The 18,877-nt window shown below is 41.5% G+C and carries 15 protein-coding genes; 2 read left to right on the forward strand and 13 right to left on the reverse strand.

Annotation, left to right across the window (positions count from 1 at the left end):
- Positions 1-10 precede the first annotated feature (10 nt).
- The 7 genes from G596_RS0104905 to G596_RS20980 all read right to left on the reverse strand — a co-directional run bounded on the left by G596_RS0104905 (position 11) and on the right by G596_RS20980 (position 7,378).
- Complete coding sequence (locus G596_RS0104905; protein WP_081646643.1) at positions 11-1,828, reverse strand: glycosyltransferase family 2 protein; 1,818 nt, start codon at positions 1,826-1,828, stop codon at positions 11-13.
- 52 nt (positions 1,829-1,880) lie between these two features.
- Positions 1,881-2,627, reverse strand: coding sequence for an ABC transporter ATP-binding protein (locus G596_RS0104910; RefSeq protein WP_022760727.1), 747 nt, complete (start codon positions 2,625-2,627; stop codon positions 1,881-1,883).
- Positions 2,624-3,388 carry an ABC transporter permease gene (locus G596_RS0104915; RefSeq protein ID WP_022760728.1) on the reverse strand — a complete coding sequence of 255 codons (765 nt, stop codon included), beginning with the start codon at positions 3,386-3,388 and terminating at the stop codon, positions 2,624-2,626. The genes G596_RS0104910 and G596_RS0104915 overlap by 4 nt, the downstream gene beginning before the upstream one ends.
- 192 nt (positions 3,389-3,580) lie before the next feature.
- Entirely contained in the window at positions 3,581-3,937 is a 357-nt protein-coding gene (locus G596_RS23525; protein WP_022760729.1) for a type II secretion system protein, read from the reverse strand.
- Between the two features lie 106 nt (positions 3,938-4,043).
- Positions 4,044-5,408, reverse strand: a complete 1,365-nt coding sequence (locus G596_RS0104925; protein WP_155829142.1) for a hypothetical protein — start codon at positions 5,406-5,408, stop codon at positions 4,044-4,046.
- Position 5,409: 1 nt separating this feature from the next.
- Entirely contained in the window at positions 5,410-6,222 is an 813-nt protein-coding gene (locus tag G596_RS20975; RefSeq protein ID WP_022760731.1) for a glycosyltransferase, read from the reverse strand.
- Between the two features lie 16 nt (positions 6,223-6,238).
- Positions 6,239-7,378 carry a glycosyltransferase family 4 protein gene (locus G596_RS20980; RefSeq protein ID WP_022760732.1) on the reverse strand — a complete coding sequence of 380 codons (1,140 nt, stop codon included), beginning with the start codon at positions 7,376-7,378 and terminating at the stop codon, positions 6,239-6,241.
- 222 nt (positions 7,379-7,600) lie between these two features.
- Here G596_RS20980 and G596_RS0104940 point away from each other — a divergent pair, with 222 nt between their 5' ends.
- Positions 7,601-7,948 (forward strand): helix-turn-helix domain-containing protein, encoded by a 348-nt coding sequence (locus tag G596_RS0104940; protein WP_022760733.1) that lies wholly within the window; start codon positions 7,601-7,603, stop codon positions 7,946-7,948.
- 205 nt (positions 7,949-8,153) lie between these two features.
- Here G596_RS0104940 and G596_RS0104945 read toward each other — a convergent pair whose 3' ends face one another.
- Entirely contained in the window at positions 8,154-9,980 is a 1,827-nt protein-coding gene (locus G596_RS0104945; RefSeq protein ID WP_022760734.1) for a carboxylesterase/lipase family protein, read from the reverse strand.
- Positions 9,981-10,451: 471 nt separating this feature from the next.
- Between G596_RS0104945 and G596_RS0104950 the strand changes: the two genes are divergently transcribed.
- Positions 10,452-11,096, forward strand: coding sequence for a YkgJ family cysteine cluster protein (locus G596_RS0104950; RefSeq protein ID WP_022760735.1), 645 nt, complete (start codon positions 10,452-10,454; stop codon positions 11,094-11,096).
- Between the two features lie 72 nt (positions 11,097-11,168).
- Here the strand turns inward: G596_RS0104950 and G596_RS0104955 are convergent, their stop codons facing one another.
- The 5 genes from G596_RS0104955 to G596_RS0104975 all read right to left on the reverse strand — a co-directional run bounded on the left by G596_RS0104955 (position 11,169) and on the right by G596_RS0104975 (position 18,850).
- On the reverse strand, positions 11,169-11,978 hold the full coding sequence (locus G596_RS0104955; RefSeq protein WP_022760736.1) for a YlmH/Sll1252 family protein: 810 nt from the start codon (positions 11,976-11,978) through the stop codon (positions 11,169-11,171).
- A gap of 186 nt (positions 11,979-12,164) precedes the next feature.
- The gene (locus tag G596_RS0104960; RefSeq protein WP_026671202.1) at positions 12,165-13,538 is read right to left on the reverse strand and encodes a sodium-dependent transporter; all 1,374 of its coding nucleotides are present in this window, start codon (positions 13,536-13,538) and stop codon (positions 12,165-12,167) included.
- A 91-nt stretch (positions 13,539-13,629) separates the two neighbouring features.
- Positions 13,630-14,928 carry a TldD/PmbA family protein gene (locus G596_RS23530; protein WP_022760738.1) on the reverse strand — a complete coding sequence of 433 codons (1,299 nt, stop codon included), beginning with the start codon at positions 14,926-14,928 and terminating at the stop codon, positions 13,630-13,632.
- A complete protein-coding gene (locus G596_RS0104970) occupies positions 14,928-16,310 on the reverse strand; it encodes a TldD/PmbA family protein (protein WP_022760739.1) in 1,383 nt (460 codons plus the stop codon). Before G596_RS0104970 ends, G596_RS23530 begins: the two co-directional genes overlap by 1 nt.
- Before the next feature lie 245 nt (positions 16,311-16,555).
- Positions 16,556-18,850, reverse strand: a complete 2,295-nt coding sequence (locus G596_RS0104975) for a beta-galactosidase (RefSeq protein ID WP_022760740.1) — start codon at positions 18,848-18,850, stop codon at positions 16,556-16,558.
- Between the last annotated feature and the right edge of the window lie 27 nt (positions 18,851-18,877).

Below are 18,877 nucleotides of genomic sequence, written 5' to 3' on the forward strand. Positions count from 1 at the left end.
TTATCATATTTCATGAAAACAAATAGTTATTCCAAAAACTACTGCTCACAAGCTCTTCTTTAGCCTCTTTCCATTTATTTTGAATAGCCTCATGATTATCCATATATGCTTTCATGACTTTATGATATCGTTTAGAAACTTTTTTAAATTCCTTAGTGTTCTTTTCATAAATCGCATAGCAATCATTTTGTATATCTACAGCAATTATTCTCTTACAAAAAAACATTTTCTTTTGATAATATCCCCAGCCATATGGAATTATCCCCGTTTCTTTTGCTCCCCAAAATGAATACACTCTCTTTTGTCCATTACAGCTATGGTCATATGCATACTTTTTGATTTTATTTAACGCTTTCCACTCATATAAGTTCTCTTTTTTTACTTTTTTTCTCAATTCTTCATCAATAGGAAAAACCTTATTATCTTTTTCTTTTTTTTCTTTCATGCATGTACTACCATCAAGTTGCCGTAGGTACTCTGGTCCTTTTAAATAGTCATCAATTGCATCCAGAATAAGATTCGCTCCTTTATAGTTAAACTTGAATATCTCTTGCCAAAATAATTCTTGCATTCTTCCAATAACATTGATTTTTTGAGCAGTCACGTTCCATGATTGCAATATTAGATCATTTCTATGTACTTGGTATAGTTCTACAGCTGCTGAATACTTCCCGCCAAACCCCTGGTGCCATATACATATACCATTCAAGGTGATAAAACGAGCGTCATTCCTTATTGAATATTCAACATCATCACCACGAAAGAAACATGGCATAGGCAAATTATCACTTCTAACAATTGTAGTTGGTATACAGCAAAACCACCAACCTGCATATTGATTATCCTTATGCTTTATTATTTCTTCATTTCTTATAACGCTGTCCCAAACATTAAGGTCGTATCTTTCTTTTGCTGGCCCATGTACTCCTTTGTGGCTAAAATAGCCCACATCCTCGTGTTGTATATTTTTATTTTCCAATTCCAGCATTGCCCCACTAATAAAGTGGTTAGCATATTCCGGCTTCATAATAGATAATAATCTATATAATCTTTTGAAACTTTCTGCGGATACGATCACATCATCATCCATAAGAATAATATGCGTTGGTTTCTTTTCTTGATTTATGGATTCAAGCATTCCTCTAGCAAATCCACCAGCTCCACCAACATTCTTATTAGACAATATTTTTATATATTCATTATTTTTCTCTTCCAATGTTTGCCCATTATCAACAATATTCCAACAGAATTTACCGCAAAATTCAGGATCTGCAAAAAGTTCTCTTTTCAAATAATCAATATTATCACATACATATTTTTCTTTTTTATATGTTGTAGTTACAAGCGAAATATATGGAGTGTTGTCAGAAACCTTTTCTATTTCCGCAGCATAATAAGAATCATGAATATATACTTTTGATTCCGTTTCCAAAATAAAAGAAACGACTTGACTTTTTATATTTTGAGGAAACATAAGACAAATCATTTTTCTTTCTGCTATTTCATAATGATAAAAGCCAAGGTTTTCCTTTTTTATCACATCATTTTCAATATAATGACCAAATAATGTGATATCAAAATCGCCTTCAATATCAAGAATCAATCCAAATGCTTTAGCCCAGGTATACTTGCACCATTTTTCTACAGACAACGCATTAAAATATGTAAATAAATCATATCCTTTATGTGGCGGAAGAATGATTAAACCATCTTCGGTACTAAATACATTCCCATTGCATCTATAATACAGTTCGCGTAGTTTATCATCCCCAATTATTGGTTTAATACAAATGTCTTGTATTTTATACATCACAAAAAGATCCCCCATCTAGCTCTATTTGACACCATAGCAAAGAACACTAACTAAAGAAATCTGTTGGTTACTTTAATCCAGATTTACTATATTGAAAGCATACATCCTCGGTATTTCCATCCATTATCTTCTTACCTTTTTCAATCCAGATAACTCTGTCACAATTTTCTCGAATAGTGTCCATTCCATGGCTAATAAGTAACACAGTGGACCCTCCATGTATCATTTCCTTAATTCTTTTTAAACTTTTTTCTCTAAAAAACTCATCACCTACAGACAGAACTTCATCAAGGAGTAGTATATCAGCAGCATCACCAACAGTTGCTATTGCAAACCCAAGTCTTGAAACCATACCAGAAGAATAGTTTTTTACCTTTTCCTCCATAAAATCCTCAAGTTCCGCAAATCTCACAATATCATCATAATGCTCATCTATAAATTCTTTTGAATATCCTATGATTGCACCATTTAAGTAAACATTTTCGCGACCAGATAGCTCAAGATCGAATCCCGTCCCTAATGTTAACATTTGAAGGTGTTTTCTATCGACGATAATCTCTCCTTCAGTAGGATTAATAGCGCCTGCGATTAATTTAAATAGTGTGGATTTTCCAGATCCATTGGTTCCAATAATGCCGACAACTTCGCCTTTATAAATATCAAAAGAAACATCGTTTAGCGCAAGCAGTTTTCGATAACTGATTTCTTTTTTTATTGTCTTTATCAGATATTCCTTAAGTCCTGAAACATTAGAAGTGCTGATCTTATATTTCATAGTCAGATTTTTAACCTGAATAATAGGATTTTTAATCATATATTCTGCATTACCTCGTTCTCACGTCTTCTAAACACAAGATAGCCCAATAGATAGGCGCCAACTGCCCAGAATACAATCTTGAACCATAATTCCGCGGTTGGAAAAGTATCGTATACCATTATTTCTCTCGCAAAGAGCATGTAGCAATATACTGGATTGCTATTAATGACCATCTGCATTGTCATCGGCACCTGTTCAACTGGATAAAAAATTGCGGATAGATACATGAGCATTGTCAGAAATACCGAATACAGATATTTAATATCAGCAAAGAATACATATAGTATCGATAGTATATAGCCAACTCCCAACCCAAAAAACGTACATAGTGTAATATCTATCGGAAATAGAAGCATCTTTAAATTCGGCTTTACTCCGAACAAAAATAAAAGAGGGAAATAAGCCAAAAGACTATATAGTTCATTTACTAAAGCGGTATAACATCTTGACAAAATAAAAACGTTCTTAGGTACCTTTACCCTAAGTAATAAATCTCTATTATCAACAAGAACAGTCATTACACTATTACTAATTTGTTCAAACAAATTCCAGAACAAAAATCCTGTCAAATAATATAGTGGAAAATTTTGAATACTACCCTTAAACATGACTCCAAAAACTAGTGTCATAACAAGCATAAACAAAAGTGGTTGCAGAACGCTCCACAAGATTCCCAGATAGGATCTGGCATATTTTCTTTTGATTTCTCTCCCCGTAAGCTCCCTGATTACAAACCAGTACTGCTTTATATCTCCCATACTTTCCTCACAAAAAACTTTCTGTTGTACTTTTACTCCCCAATATACGCACTAAAGTACCTCTTCAGTATATAACCATACTATAGAATCGTCAAATCGGTTTTAGGTACTATTGTACTTATATCAAGGCATAAGAATGCTCCAAAGCATCCCATGCCTTGGAGCATCGTTCTGCTGTTATATCCCAAAAACTTATTGTACCGATATCGATCCATCCGCGGAGCAGCTTACAGACCAGCTTCCAGATGTCTTGGCTGCAGGTGCAGTGATTCCGTTTGGCCATGAGATCTCTGACTGCCAGCCGGCTTTCTTTTGTTGTACAGGTGTTGACTTAGCTGCTACTGCATTTCCGGTGTCGAGATACTCTGCCAGTACTTCTGCATACAGTGCTCTAATATTGGCTGCGTCTGTCGCTTCGCGGGCAGCCTCCAAGCGATTCGTGAATACCGGGATTGCTATCGCGACAAGAACTGCGATGATAGCAACGACTATTAAGAGTTCTGCTAAAGTGAATCCGTCTTTTGAGTGTTTAAATAATTTTTTGTTCATGTTGTACCTCCATTCCCCTCATCCGGCGCTACGCGCCACCTTCCCCCCCAAGGGGAAGGCATTTGTTTTTCTTTACATAAGCCTTTCCCAAATAGGAAGGCTTAAACTATAGGTTCTTCCTAACATACATCAAACAGTTATACAGCCTTGCCTGCAGAAGACTCCAGCGGACATTTTTACCACATCTGACAATGCTTCCGTATATCCAGCCGCTCTCGTGGATGTCCGGTGTCCTGATATGAAGCTTACTTAGGAGCCATATAACCATTTTTCTATGTAGCCGCAGGTTACATATGTCTGTGTATGGGAGCCGAACTGCTATATCCTGTGCGTCTCCCTCAAGGACATCATCGCAAAATTTTAGGGTGCCATATAGCTCTGCTTCCCACTTATCCGGTCTTGCCATCAGTTTTGACAAGATATCTTCGGATACAAATACTCCGTTATCCAGTTCTCTATTACGAGCATACGCTCTTGCAAACATCTCAAGATATGGTTGCATTGTCTCAAGGTACTCTGCGTTAAGGCTTCCATAGTCAGCGATCACTGGATTGTTGTTTTCATATCTAAGTGTCATGCCTGCTGCCTCAGAGCTCACAGCTTCAAAAAGGCAGTTGCTGAAGTAGACTTTTCTTCGAATCTGTCCTTTGGGTCCAAAGTAAAAGGTTTTGTATGTGTTAGGATCCATGTTTTTCGGAATCTCATAAAGTCCAAAATAGTAACCATGAAGTTCCGTTCCCGATTTTGCAAAATCCAGAAGTCTCTTAATGCTTCTCTGGGTAGTCCCTACCCATCCACTATCAACTACTGCTATGCTATCTCCGGAAAGCATTCCTTCCTGCCTGAAATACCCGATAGCATCAGGAAGTCGCTGTCTCGCATGTCTTTGCACGATAGTCCAGAGTTCTTCCTTATGTATCTCTGCTTTCGCTTTCCACTGCAGTATCTCAGGTCTTCCCATTATCCTGTCCAGCGAATCCGAGAAACCAAGGATACTCACAAATTCCAGCATCTCCTCCTCTGAGAGCGCACCTCTTTGCAGAATTTTTCTCATAGTTACATCTATTCCGCTAAGAAACATCATGTCCAGGAAATGACTGTCATCTATTGCCATCTCCGGGATCCTGAGCGCATACCTGGAGACACGAAGGTAACGTAATTCTGGTGACGAGCTATCCGCTAACGCAAGCGCTACCCTATAAACCGGCCAGGCATCTCTCGACAAAAAATATAGTCTCTTAATACTGCTTTTTTTTGCATCATCGAGCACCCATGCCGCAAACTCTGTAAGCACGGGTGCCCAGGAGTGAAGATAATGAATTATGCTACCCTTAACTCTTACATTATCCGTATTATCAACGGATTTTGATAAGAGCGGATCGCCTCTTAGCTCCTCCATACAATCAGAAAGCGCTTTATTATATGCAGGATTTTTCTCGAGAATCTTTTTGTAATAAACCAGCCTGTCCATCCTATACATTTGCTTTCTTATGTTTAAAGAATTCAATCAGTTTAACTGGTACAAAAACACCTATTATCGGCCTCATGCAGTATAACCAGCCAAAAGGGAACAAAAGTCCCATCTTCTTGAAATTTTCATACCGCACTTTCATTTCATATACCCTGAATTTGAAATCGCGGTTGTGGTAGTTCTCCCTATCCACGTGATATTTGAAAAGCACCTCCTGCATGTTGCAGCCTTTGAATCCTGCCTGATATAGCCTCATAAAGATCTCATAATCTTCACACCGCAAAGTCTCTTTTCTTGCAGTGTATCCGCCATTTTCGATAAGTGCCGATCTTCTGTACATTACGGTTGGATGTATATATGGTGAATACTTCAGATAATCCTCCGCTGTAGGGTGTTTAGGTCTCGTACTCACACTCCATACACCCTGTTCATCAAATATCTTTGCATTACATCCGCACCAGTCATACTCCGGATGTGCTTCAAGAAAAGCTCTCTGCTTTTCAAATCTCTTTGGAAGGGAGATGTCATCATCATCCATTCGTGCAATGTATCTGCCTCTTGCTTTTTCCAGACATTTATTAAGTGAAAATGCGAGTCCGTGATTCTCCTCACTTCCAATTACTATTATTCTCTTGTCTCTTTTCTGCAAACCTCTGATAAACTCCGATGCCTTAGGATTAGATCCATCATCATAAATGATGAATTCGAAATCCCTGAAGGTCTGCGTTAGTATGGAATTAACTGCACGGTCAAGTTCATTTGTATTCTGACCGCTAAAAACCCCCATTATGACGGAAATCTCAACCGTCTCCATACACTTTTCTCCCCATTTACCTGTCTATTTTTGAATATATCTTGCGCATTGTTTCTTTCGCCTTTTCCTTGGAAAATACCCCTGAAAGTTCCAGCGCGTTATTTGCATATTTCTGTCTGATATCCGGATTATTCTTAAGTATCTCAATAGCAAGCGCAAATGCCTTGGGATTATCAGCCTTGCAGACTATTCCGTTTTTTCCGTCTCTCATGTATTCTCTTGTCCCGCGGTTATCGGCTGCAATAACAGGAACAGCACATCCAAGTGCCTCCACCGCTGCCATTCCGAATCCTTCTCGCTTTGAAGGAAATACAAAAGCATCCGCCGACTGTAGAACCCTTTCCATGTCCTTTCTGTAACCTCGCAAAGTTACATTTTCGGACATTCCGTGTTCATCTATAAACTGGCGAAGCTCCTGGCGCTTTCCACCTCTTCCGCAAATGCTGTAATACAGATCCTTATCATCCAACTGCCTAAGCGCCTCGAGAACGACCATGTGATTTTTATTGTTATTGAGCTCAGCAGCCGTAACGATATGGAATCCCTCATCGGGTATTCCCAGTTCTTCCCGCACATCTTTCCTTATGCCGGGCTTAGGGCAGAATCTTTTAGTGTCAAGTCCCACGCCATGAAGGAGCTCAACATGTCCGCCTTTCCTCAAATGGAATTTGCAAGCTCTGTCGTAGTCCTCTTTGTTTATGGTTATGATCATGTCTGTAAATCTGGCAAGGAATCGTTCTATCGGATAAAAAATGAGCCAATAGGATTTTGGTGCACCCTCAAAGAAGTGGAACCCGTGCGAGGTGTAAATACAATAGGGTTTTCTTCCTGACAAAAATCCCGAAAGTCTTCCGAGCATTCCTCCAACCGGATTATGGCAATGCACAAGGTCGATATGTTCACTTTTTATAAGGCTTGAAAGCTGTAAGAGTCCCTGCAGATTCTTTATCATGTGCCAGGGCTTTTTGTGCAGAATAATCTGATGCATTATTATGCCATCATTTCTGAGATTTTCAGGATTAAACTCATAGACCGGATTATTGAAATCCGAAGCATAGTGAATCTCATAGCCCATTTCTTTAAGAACTGTCACGTCATTTTCGAGAAATTGCGACAGAAATCCACCTGTACTTGATACAATAAGTGCTCTTTTCATAAATTGATTACGCGTACTATAGAACGTCTCCCTCATATATTAGTATCTATAGTATATATTTTTGACGGTGTAACGTCAATTGTATGCGCAATTCAATAATTGGCACAATCGTAATTTGAGCCATTTTTTATGAATCTCTAGTATATATTTTAGGAAAATATGTATTGTTAGTATGCAATTAGATTGGCTGCATACGACATACTATTTTAAAGGAGAACTTGAATGAATATTACCGAAGAGATTGGAAACCGTGTTCGATTTTACAGAAAAGAGAAGAACCTTAGCCAGGAGGAGCTTGCTTTGCAAAGCGATCTTCATCCTTCATATATCGGTCAGCTTGAGAGGGGTGTAAAAACTCCCTCCGTCAACACAATTTATAAAATCACAAAAACTCTTGATATTTCGATGTCTGATTTCATGAAGAATATAGAGACAATAGATACTGCAGAGGATTCCTATGCTATGAAATCTTATCTGCTTATCGAGCAGGAAACTGCTCACGATCAGAGAGCGATTTTTGAGATTGTTGAAAAGATATTGTCCATGAGACCAAAGAAACCAAATCAGTAACTATATAAACTGCGTATGCAGCTGAAAAAGCTCCTGCCACTTATGAATAGCGGCAGGAGCTTTTTTGTCCCCTCATCCGTCTGCTGCGCAGACACCTGTCTACGCTCCGCTTCGGTCCGCGCTAAGCCGACGTCCCCCGGACGTCGAGCGCCCCCTAGGGGGAAGGCGTTGTAATAATTGTCTTCCCCTAGGGGGAGGGCTTTAGTCATTCATTCTGATACTTATCAATAATCTTATTAAGCTCGTGATATGGATTATCAATGAGCTTTATCTCATCATTAAATTCCAGGAGTTTATCTTCCTCTGAATTCCACTTTGGCCATTCGGGTATGTTTATTGTTCCAGAAGAATCACTTCCCTTATTAGGGTCTCCTGTCTTGGCGAAATTGGTCCAGTAGGTCTGCATGATCTCTGAAAGTTCGTAGTCACTATCATTATACATCCCCGGATGGTAGAACAGGTTGCCATAAGCGTAGGGCATCTCACCCGCATGGTTATTACTAAGGTAGGGATTCGTCTTAGTGAAGAAATACTGGTATACATCCCTGCCCTGTGCTTCCATGTATCTGCTCCATACATTGTGGCTGTAGGAAAACCATGCATCACTGTATATGAAATTAAGGCTGCCCTTCGCATCCCCTTTGGGATCAATGATGAAATACTTATCTCTTTCTACGGCTCCGGGCGGAATAAGCTCTGCTGCCTCTCCTGCGTAGTCTCCAAGTATATCCGTCAGAATCTCCTCGTAATTTTCAGAGGTTGCCTTTGTCGAAAGCAAAAATGCGTCAGCCTCTTTTAGATTCGATCCGTTTAAAAGCGCCTGCTCGTGGTTTTCGCCCTTTTCATAAGTAAGGTATGGTTGCTCGGCAATCGCATATCCGTCCACACACATATCACTGTTCTGAGTCTTTGTCGTAATAAGTTTTTCCGCATCTATTTTCCTGAGTTCTGCAACATTTTTCGCGCCGAACTCCTTCAAGATTTCATCTCCTGTTTCCAGAGCCTCGGACATATCTCTGAAGGTGTGGTAGGGCTTCTTAGCTGCTATTCCGCTGCTCTCAGCAATAGCTCTTACAAATAATCCTTTTGTAAGCGGTGATACGCACAGCGCCTGAACTGAAGAAGATCCCGCAGATTCTCCGGCAATGGTTATGTTATCAGGGTCACCACCAAAGGATCCGATGTTTTCATGAACCCACTCCAGTGCCTTTATCTGATCAAGGAGTCCGTAATCGCCTGTCGTATGGTTCACTGATTCCGCAGCCAACTCATCATTTGCCATGTAGCCCAATATACCCAGACGATAAGCGAAGTTTACAAGGATAACCCCTTTCTTTGCAAAGCTCTCTCCGCGGTATTCAGTGTAGTAGGACTGACCTGTTGTGAGCGAACCGCCATGAATAAAGAAAACTACCGGCAGCGGCTCACCGCTATAATCCGCAGGTCTGAATACATTCAAGTACAGACAGTCCTCACTCATAGCATCCCTGTACTGATCTGTTAATGAAAATCTGTAATCGTTAGTTCCGAGTATCTGCGACAAGGATGAGTAAAGTTCAGAAGAACTTGGCTGCATTGCCATGGGGCCGTAGGTGTCACAAATCCTCACCCCTGCCCAGCTATCCGGATCCTGCGGCTCCTTCCACCTAAGGTCTCCCACAGGCGGCTTGGCATAGGGAATTCCGGCGAAAATCTCTGCACTGTGATCCTCATTATAAACACCTGAAATATCTCCCTGAGCCACATGAATCACCGCTGTCTGCTCGGGATTTTTGTAGGTAACTGCGGAAATTCTTTTTACAGGGGGTGAAGTAAGTTTATAGTTTACTGCAAAAAGCATAAGAAGTATTACTACTGCTCCTATCGCAGTGCGAACATCCCACTTGCCACTCTTTTTCATGAACATTCTGATGCAGAACAATGCCGCTGCCAGTATTATTCCAACAGCCCAGCCAAGAAGGGTGTTCTTTGAGAGCTCAAGCAGAAGTATATAAAGTATTGTGATTATTACAATTAGTATGCTGTATGCCATATTTCAATTGCCTTTCAATAATATTTAAATGAACCTGGCCAATTATTGCCATATCCCTATTATCCTGATTGTAAATTAGTTCTTTTTACTATTTTGCATTTAGATTGCGTACAATCCATTTCTATACCTTACATGAATTTCCCCTATTTGTCAATTTCATATACTTCTTTTCGCAATTATTCTCTTTATATCATTTTGTTACTCTTTTTAGCCTGTTTTCAAGAAATTCTTAAGGATATTCTTCGCAATCAAGACATTTTTATTATTTTGTTACTCCTATTTTCCAAGATAAAGAGTAACAAACTGTTGGATTTAAATATTTTGCGAAATATCCATCCTTAAGAAGGCCATATTCAAAGCAAAAAGGGTAACAAATCATGGAAAACGAAGCATTTTGCGAAAAGGACTTTTTAAATCAAAGATATAATCTTGTATAATAAGATAAAAACTGAAATCCACAGGTACTTAGTAATGAAAAGAAATGTTGATATAAAAGAAATCTCAGACGGAAAAATCTATGACGCCGGTGATATGGCTAAGCTTGATGTCGGTGACTGCAAAGGCTGCCATGCCTGCTGCATCGGAATGGGTGATTCCATAACGCTGGATCCTTATGATGCGTATAGATTGGAAAAAGGGCTTGGGAAGTCTTTTGAACAACTGCTTGCAGAAAATCTCGAGCTTCGAGTGGCTGATGGCATAATACTCCCTTGCCTTAAAATGGGAGAAAATGATGCGTGCTCTTTCCTGAATGCGGAAGGACGATGCAGTATACATCCGCACCGTCCCGGAATATGCAGACTTTTTCCACTTGGAAGAATATATGAAAATGAAACTCACAGGTATTTTCTTCAGGTGAATGAATGTAAAAAAGAGCGCCAGTCTAAAATCAAGATAAAAAAATGGATAGATACTCCGGAATTTTCAAAGTATGAAGCCTACATTGATAAGTGGCATTTCTTCATAAAAGGGATTGGCGACAGAGCTCCCGAAATGCCGGAAGAACAGTTAAAAGCCGTTAATATGGGACTTCTTAAAATTTTCTTCCTGACCGATTATGATACAGCTTCGGATTTTTATGAACAATTTGAGAAAAGACTGTCTGCATTAACCTGATAAAAAGAGTAGAATTTCAAAAAAGCATCTGTCTTTAGCAAAAAGCTAAGAACAGATGCTTTAATTTTACATTTAAACGAACAACTTCACATTTACGTAGCATCGCCCTTTTCTTGTGGTGCCACTCTGCCCCAGGTAAATAAACTTACCGTGGCCGCTGACCGAAACTCTTGAGCCTGCCTTGAGGTCGTAGCCACCACTGTAGGCTGTTCGCCCGTCTATGAAAACCGACTCACTTTCTATCAGCTTCTGCGCCTCGGCTCTTGAGAGATGATATACAAAAGCTACGATAGCGTCTGTTCTCTCCGAAGCAACGCTTCCGCTTATCTCCTCAAAAGCCGGTCTGATCTCACATTCGGAAGGATTGACCATCGTACATTTCACAGAGGTGTGTCTGATTCTGATCAGTTCCTTACAGATAAGCTCGCCGATTTCAGGTGTTGAAAAGACGTAGGCCTCTTTTTCTCCCGTAAGAATATCTCCTATCTGGTCCCTCTCGATACCAAGATTCATCAGTGATCCGAGATAGTCCCTATGAGTAAGATCGTCCGAAAACCTGTTATTTACCGGTGTTATGTGAATGCATTTCAGAACAGAGGGCTCTGCATTTTCTGCGGCCAGAAAGCTTTCTTCATCGAGATAGTCCGGAAGAAAACAAACCATCGCTCTCTCGGCATCCTCGAAGCCGCCGTATACCACATATTTTGATCCGCAGTATTCATGCACATTTGCGGGCACGCCCTCCGAAGCAAATATACGGTAGACGCTGGCCAGCTCGGAAACCGATAAAAAATCGGTGTGAGTAAGAAAACTGTTATGATATGCTTTTGTCGCGAGATCTTTAAGACGTCCTGCGAGGAAGTCTTTTGATTTTTCTTCCATACGGTTCCCCTCATCCGGCACTTCGTGCCACCTGTCTCCGCTCCGCTCCGGTCCGCGCAGAACCGACATCCCCCGGATGTCGTGCGCCCCAAAGGGGAAGGCTTAATTACATATAAATACTCATCTTCCCAAGGGGGAAGGCTTAATTACATATAAATATTCATCTTCCCAAGGGGGAAGGCATAATTACATCTGAATAATTCCAAATACGTTTAAGATGGCGCTAATGAGGATAACGATTACAAAAACAGGGCAGAGGAATTTGATCATAAAGGAGAAGGTCTTCTTTCTCTTGAAAGGATGTCCGTCCTGCTCTACTTCCTCCTCGATGCGCTCGATGCCTGCAAACTTTGTGATAAGGATGCAGGTTGCAAATGCAGCTATCGGCATCATTACGGAATTGGTAATGAAGTCGAAGAAATCAAGAAACTGCATTTTTAATATTGTGACACCTGCAAGAGGGCCGTTACCGAGTGATGAAAGGCTTCCGAGAACAAGCATGATAAATGCCATAATTACGGTGCCCTTTTTACGGCTCCATTTAAACTCATCAGAGAAGGTTGAAACCGCACTCTCTGTAAGAGCAATTGCACTTGTTACAGCTGCAAAAAGAACGAGTGCAAAGAACAATATTCCGATGAGACGACCTACTCCCATGCTCGCAAAAATCTTAGGCATGGTGATAAACATAAGCGAAGGTCCCTTATTAAGGTGTTCCGGATCTCCGCCTGAAAAAGCAAAGACAGCGGGGATGATCATCAGGCTGGCAAGGATTGCGATAGCGGTGTCAAAGAACTCAACCTGTCTTGTGGACTCGTCGATGCTGACTTCCTTTTTAACATAGGATCCGAAAGTGATGAGGATACCCATAGCAATTGAAAGTGAGTAGAACATCTGGCCCATCGCGGTAACCACTGTCATAAGTGAAAACTGCGCAAAATTGGGAATGAACAGATATTTAACGCCCTCTATTGCTCCCGGTCTTGTAACAGAATATGCGCAGATAATTACAGCAAGCACAACAAGAATAGGCATCACTATTTTGGATACTCTCTCTATTCCGTTACGAACTCCCATAAAAATTACGCCAAGTACCAGCACCGAGAAAACTATGAACCAGAATTCTGCCGATACTCCGTTGGAAATGAAATTAACAAAAAAATCATCACCTGCGATTTCAGCAGGACTTTTCACAAAGTATTCAAACAGATACTTGCATACCCAGCCACCGATAACCGAATAATAGGGAACGATCAGCATCGGAATGATAGCATTGATCCAGCCACCGATATCCATCAGCTTGTTATGTCCCAAGGCTTCAAATGCACCAACGGGGCTCTTCTTCGTAGCTCTTCCTATGGCAGTCTCTGCCATGATCATGGTGTAACCAAAGGTCAGCGCCAGAATTACATATACGAGAAGGAAAATACCTCCACCAAATTTTGCACAAAGATATGGGAACCTCCATATATTTCCGAGTCCTACTGATGCGCCCGCAGCGGACAAAACAAAACCAACTTTACCTGAAAATGAACTCCTTTTTTTCAAAATGACCTCCAAAATAACAAAAATCCCCTCATCCGGCACTTCGTGCCACCTTCCCCCCAAGGGGAAGGCATATTATTTATACATCCCCCAAGGGGAAGGCTTATTAATTTCCGGATATCGTCACGTTCTCGACGAGAATGCTCGGCATAACCATATTTCCGTCGCAGAGCTGTTCTTTCGAAATCGCACGAATATTTTTAAGCATTTCAAAGAGATTAGCACTTATCATGGTCTCAATGACAGCCCCTTTTATTTCACCGTTTTCTACATAGAAAGCGTTCTTGGCAACACCGGACATTTCTCCGTTTGCCCCCGGTGATCCGGCAGAAACAGAGCCCACAATAAGGCCTCTCTTAATGCTCTTCACCATATCTTCATAGGGTGTATCACCGGCATCAACCACCGTATTAAAGGATGAATTCGGCGCACGTTTTACGCCACACTTGTTTGCAGCATACAGACTTGCGGCAAAGCTTTTGAGAACACCTTTTTCAATAAGGTTATAGTCCTCTGACCTGAAACCATCAGATGTATGAACCTCTGTGACAAGAATTCTTTCATCCCACGGATTGAAGCGAACTGTTAGAAGCGGCGAGGCAACCTGCTCTCCGAGCTTATCAAGCCATACACTTGTCTTTGTAATAAGAGTATGGTCAACAACCGTATTGCCGATTATAGCACCAAGCATCTGAGATACGCATCCGGGTGTGAGTATTACATCGCCTTCAAACTTATCGCTGATTTTCATCGGATTAAGTGAGTTCTCTGCATCCTGCAGATCCTTCTCTATGCTTCCGAGAGTGATAAGTTTGCTGTCCAGATTATCGAACACTGCATATGAAACAGCAACACCTGTGGTGTTCTCACCATCATTTCCTGCGAACTCGGTAGCAATCATATAGTAACCGAAATCCACATCATCTTTTGTTCCGTTCGTATTTATGAAAATAGATTTCCCTCTGATATACTTTGCAAACATCTCGATAAGCATAATGTTCTTATGCTCTCTGGCAATATCATCGGAAAGCTCCTTTGTTCTCTCCATCAGTTTCTCAATGTCCGGAGTAAGTGCGCCTTTTGTAAACGAAGCAGGTTCAAGTCCAGGAGCAATGTCGAATGCCTCATCGGGGCTTCCGGCTTCAGCTGATGCGATTACTTCATCAATCGCCTTTTCAATACTCTCCTTATCACACTTGTTGATACTTGTGGATGCCTTCTTATGGTCCTTGATTACCTTGATAGACACATTGTTATCAAACATGGTTCTGAAAAGTGTGAACTTTCCGTCTTTCATTGTGATCTCATTTGTCTCTGTCTCATAGATAGTGAAATCTGCTTTAAGGTCACCTTTAGTCTTTATGTAATCGGCAATTATATCCGACACTTCGTATAAGTTAGCCATTATCTACCTCCGATCGTTATTTTGCACTTAATTGCCGGTCCGCCGGTTGAAACAGGCATAGCCTGCTTTTTGCCGCAGGTTCCGCTCCACCAGATTACGGAGTCGGATACCATATCAACGGTTTTCAGCATATCAAAAGCAACACCGGAAACAGTAGTATCAAGGATAGCTCTTCCAAGCTTTCCGTTTTTAATCTCATAGCCGCAGGTTATTCCGAACATGAACTCACCTGTAAGGTCAGCCTGTCCGTTACCGGTTCCCACGAGATAATAACCATCATCTACAGACGCAATCATGTCTTCAAGCTTATCTTTTCCGGGAAGAACAGTCGTATTTCTCATACGGATAAGCGGCTCATCAGAAAAGGTGTAACCCCTTGAATTACCGCAGGGCTCAACTCCATATTTAAGAGCGCTCTCACGATCATGCATATAGCCTGTAAGTATTCCGTCCTTAACAAGTACCGCATCCTTTGCAGGTACGCCTTCGTCGTCAAGATAAACCGGGAAGGGCGCGTCCACTCCAAAAGCTGTATGAGCGTAGTCAACAATGCTGACAAGCTCTGATGCCACCTGTTTTCCGAAATTCGGTCCGGCTACCGAACCGCCGTCAACAAGGTCTGCCTCAACAGTATGTCCCACAGCTTCATGTGCGATCATTCCTGCAACATCAGGATGAAGAATTACGGTTTTAACTCCGGCCTCGGCATAGACACCGTCAGCCTTTGCTTTAATATTCTTATATAAATCCTCAAGTCCTTCATATATGGGATTAAGATCTGCAAAATGCTCACCTGCATGGCCGCAGCCAAAGAACATTCTGAAAAGTTCAACCGGTTTTCCTTCTCTTGAATTCATGCTGAACTCGACCATTATCCTACATCTGGGATAAGCCACATGTCCGTCAGACGCATCGGAAGATACGATTATCTTCTCCATCGTATCTTCCGTATAAATTACACTTCTGCTAAGCAGATCCGTGTAGGTCTTCTCGATGTATGCATCGATTTCCTTGCAGATGTCCACCAGTTTTTTCTGCCCATAATCAATTATCATTCTGGGTGATGTTATATGAGAACTGATAACTTCGGGATAAGCTTTCTTCTTTTCGGAATTAAACTTATCAAGATATTTTGCATTTTCAGTTGCAGCCTTAATGGTCTTTGCCGCAGCGTCCTTAGAATACTCCGCAGTAGATGCAAAGCCGTAAGCCCCGTTACAATATACTCTGGCACAGATTCCGCTCTCCTCTGAGCGTTCATTTGCCACAAGATTACCGTTTTGTATAACGATTTTTCTGTACCTGTTTTCCTGTCCTCTCAGAACAGTCTGAACCCCGGTCTCAAAGAGACTTTTTTGTCCCAATAAGATGTCTTCTAGCATATACTCTCCTCCGTTTTTTTGTTTTTCCCCCAAATTTGTGCCGCGTTTTTTACAGATTAAAAAATGCTAAACACAGCATTACTATTTTACTATTATAAAAGTAATCTGCATAGGAAAAAATGAACAAGACTCAAAGACTAATAACACCTTCATAAAAAAGTGCCATGCACAGTGGGTAAAATCCACCATGCATGGCTATTACAAGTAACAACAAATAATAAAATAATCCGGTCTTTGTTGTCATATCACCATAGTTTTATCTTGTACTGTGCAACGCTCTCTACTGCATCAATTCTGCAGGCACACTTCTTACCTTCTGCTTCTTCAGATAGCTGCGGCCATTCCTGAAGATAAATCTCCTGATTTTCGAAAAGCGGATGAATTGCCACTTCGCCTTCAAAACTCTCCTCCAGCTCAGTTTTTCCTTCAGAACCGATAAAGCGCTTTAAGCCTATCTCCCAGTCCTGTCCGGTGTAAAAACTGTCGGCGATCAGCTCTCCCTCGTGGAAAATATCGATGTCACTTTTTGCAAAGAGTTCTCCTCGATCTCCGGCATATTTTATATGAAGATAAACTTCATCAATCTCTTCGTCTATGCTGGTAACATTCAGCTGGTATGCCTTTTCGTCTTCTTTTATCTCAGCCTTTACCGGATTAAGCAGCGAATCCACATATCTGTAATCCGCAAAATCCATGCTGTCCACCATGTAGGTGTCTGACACGTTCTCTGCATCGGCATGAATAAATCCCGAAGGTGTCTCATCGAGATCCGGCCACACTCTGAAAGAAACAGTGTGCTCTTTTCCATCAGACGGAATCTCAGCATAAATCTCATAACCGTTCGGATTGCCGTTTTCAAGCACTCCGCTTCTTCTCCGGTTGCTTCCGATAATCCTGTCGACAACATCGTACTCGCAGATTACCAGGTGCTCAGCGCCCCTCTCGTCGGTTATCTTAACGGCATGCTCAGCTTCGAAGCTACTTAAGGTAACGATTTTGATGTTCCCAAGGTCACCCTCTATCTCAGCTGCAGCTGAGTCTCTTTCATCCGCATAGAAAACGTATGCATTTTCTCTTCCTCTCTCATCATGAAGAATGCAAAGAGGAATCATGTTGGCCTTCTTCAGAACTGCATCAAAGCCAATCGGCATGTTAAAGGGATAGAAGAAATAATCACCGTTTTTCACATCCCGCTCTTCAAACTCAGCTATCACATTTCCGTTTTCATCATGAGCTTTCAATGTAATAGCGTCATGAGCTTCGAGCTCATATCTTCTTTGATAGTTGTTCACAAATAAAAATCCGCTCATCAGCTCTTCGCCGTTTATGTCCTTTTTCACAGCCCTTACAGCAGTTCTAAGGTCAGATGAGTTATCCGGCTTATCCGGGTTTCCGGGCTGCGGGATATATGGCATGTCGCAAAGTGCCTCTCCAAAATCCGCGGTAAACATGGAAAGTCTTCTGACCCTTCTGTAGGTCTCGGACATCTGCCCGTACTCTTTAATAGGAGCGTTAAAATCATAGGACAAAACCGGAAGATCGTTGGGATATCCTGTCTCCCTGCTCTCCTGAAGAGTAGTAAGTTTTCCCTCAGGATTCGTTCCGCCGTGATACATATAATAGCCAAGAAGATTAGCACCGCTGCCCATCTTCACCATGCTCATGGCCTCGGTATCCGTTCCGGTCGCTATGCATCTTCTGTGGTGAGTAACCTGAAGTCCACCTCCGAGCTCAGCTGTAAGATAAGGGAATTTATCCATATCAAAAGTGATCCCGACACCAAGTCCGTGGTCGGACCCGATGTTGTGGTCGTTTCTTTCCTTGGTAAAAATGTAGTTGCCGCTTGGTTCGATTTCAATGGTTCTCTGATCCCAGGGTGCTTCACAGTAGCCGCCCATAACAGGAAGCATGCCCCCTGTAACAGCGCCGCCCCAACCGGTTGCTGTATAAATCGGAACATCAAATCCAATTTCCACAGCCATGTCGCGAAGGGTTCGCATGTGCTTTTCACCCTCCTCGCCGCCAAAACCGCCGCAGTGTCCGTACTCATTTTCAATCTGCACTCCGATGATAGGACCGCCATCCTTCAGAAAAAATCCCTTTGCCTGCTCATAGATGTGCTCATAAAAATTTCTCGCATGCTCAAGATATTCAGGCGCATTGCTTCTAAGTTCGTATCCTTTTTCTTTAGCATCCTCAAGAAGCCAGTCCGGGAAACCACCATTTCTTGCTTCGCCGTGTGCCCAGGGTCCTATTCTAAGGATGCAGTTAAGTCCTACGTTTTTAACAGTGCCAAGGAATTTTCGGAGATTCCTGTCACCGCTAAAATCGAACTCACCGCGAATTTCCTCGTGATGAATCCATATTGTGTAGAGCGATACGATAGAGACACCGCCGCTCTTCATTTTGCAGAGTTCTTCCTCCCAATATCTGTTCCTGTATCTGGAAAAGTGCATTTCACCCATTACGGGATAGAAGCCCTTTCCGTCAAGGGTAAGTGACATGGTATTAAATGATAATTGTGAATCTTTTGATAGCATAATATTCTCCTAGGGTAAGGTAAAGAG

Source organism: Butyrivibrio sp. AD3002, assembly GCF_000420905.1.
GTDB lineage: Bacteria > Bacillota > Clostridia > Lachnospirales > Lachnospiraceae > Butyrivibrio.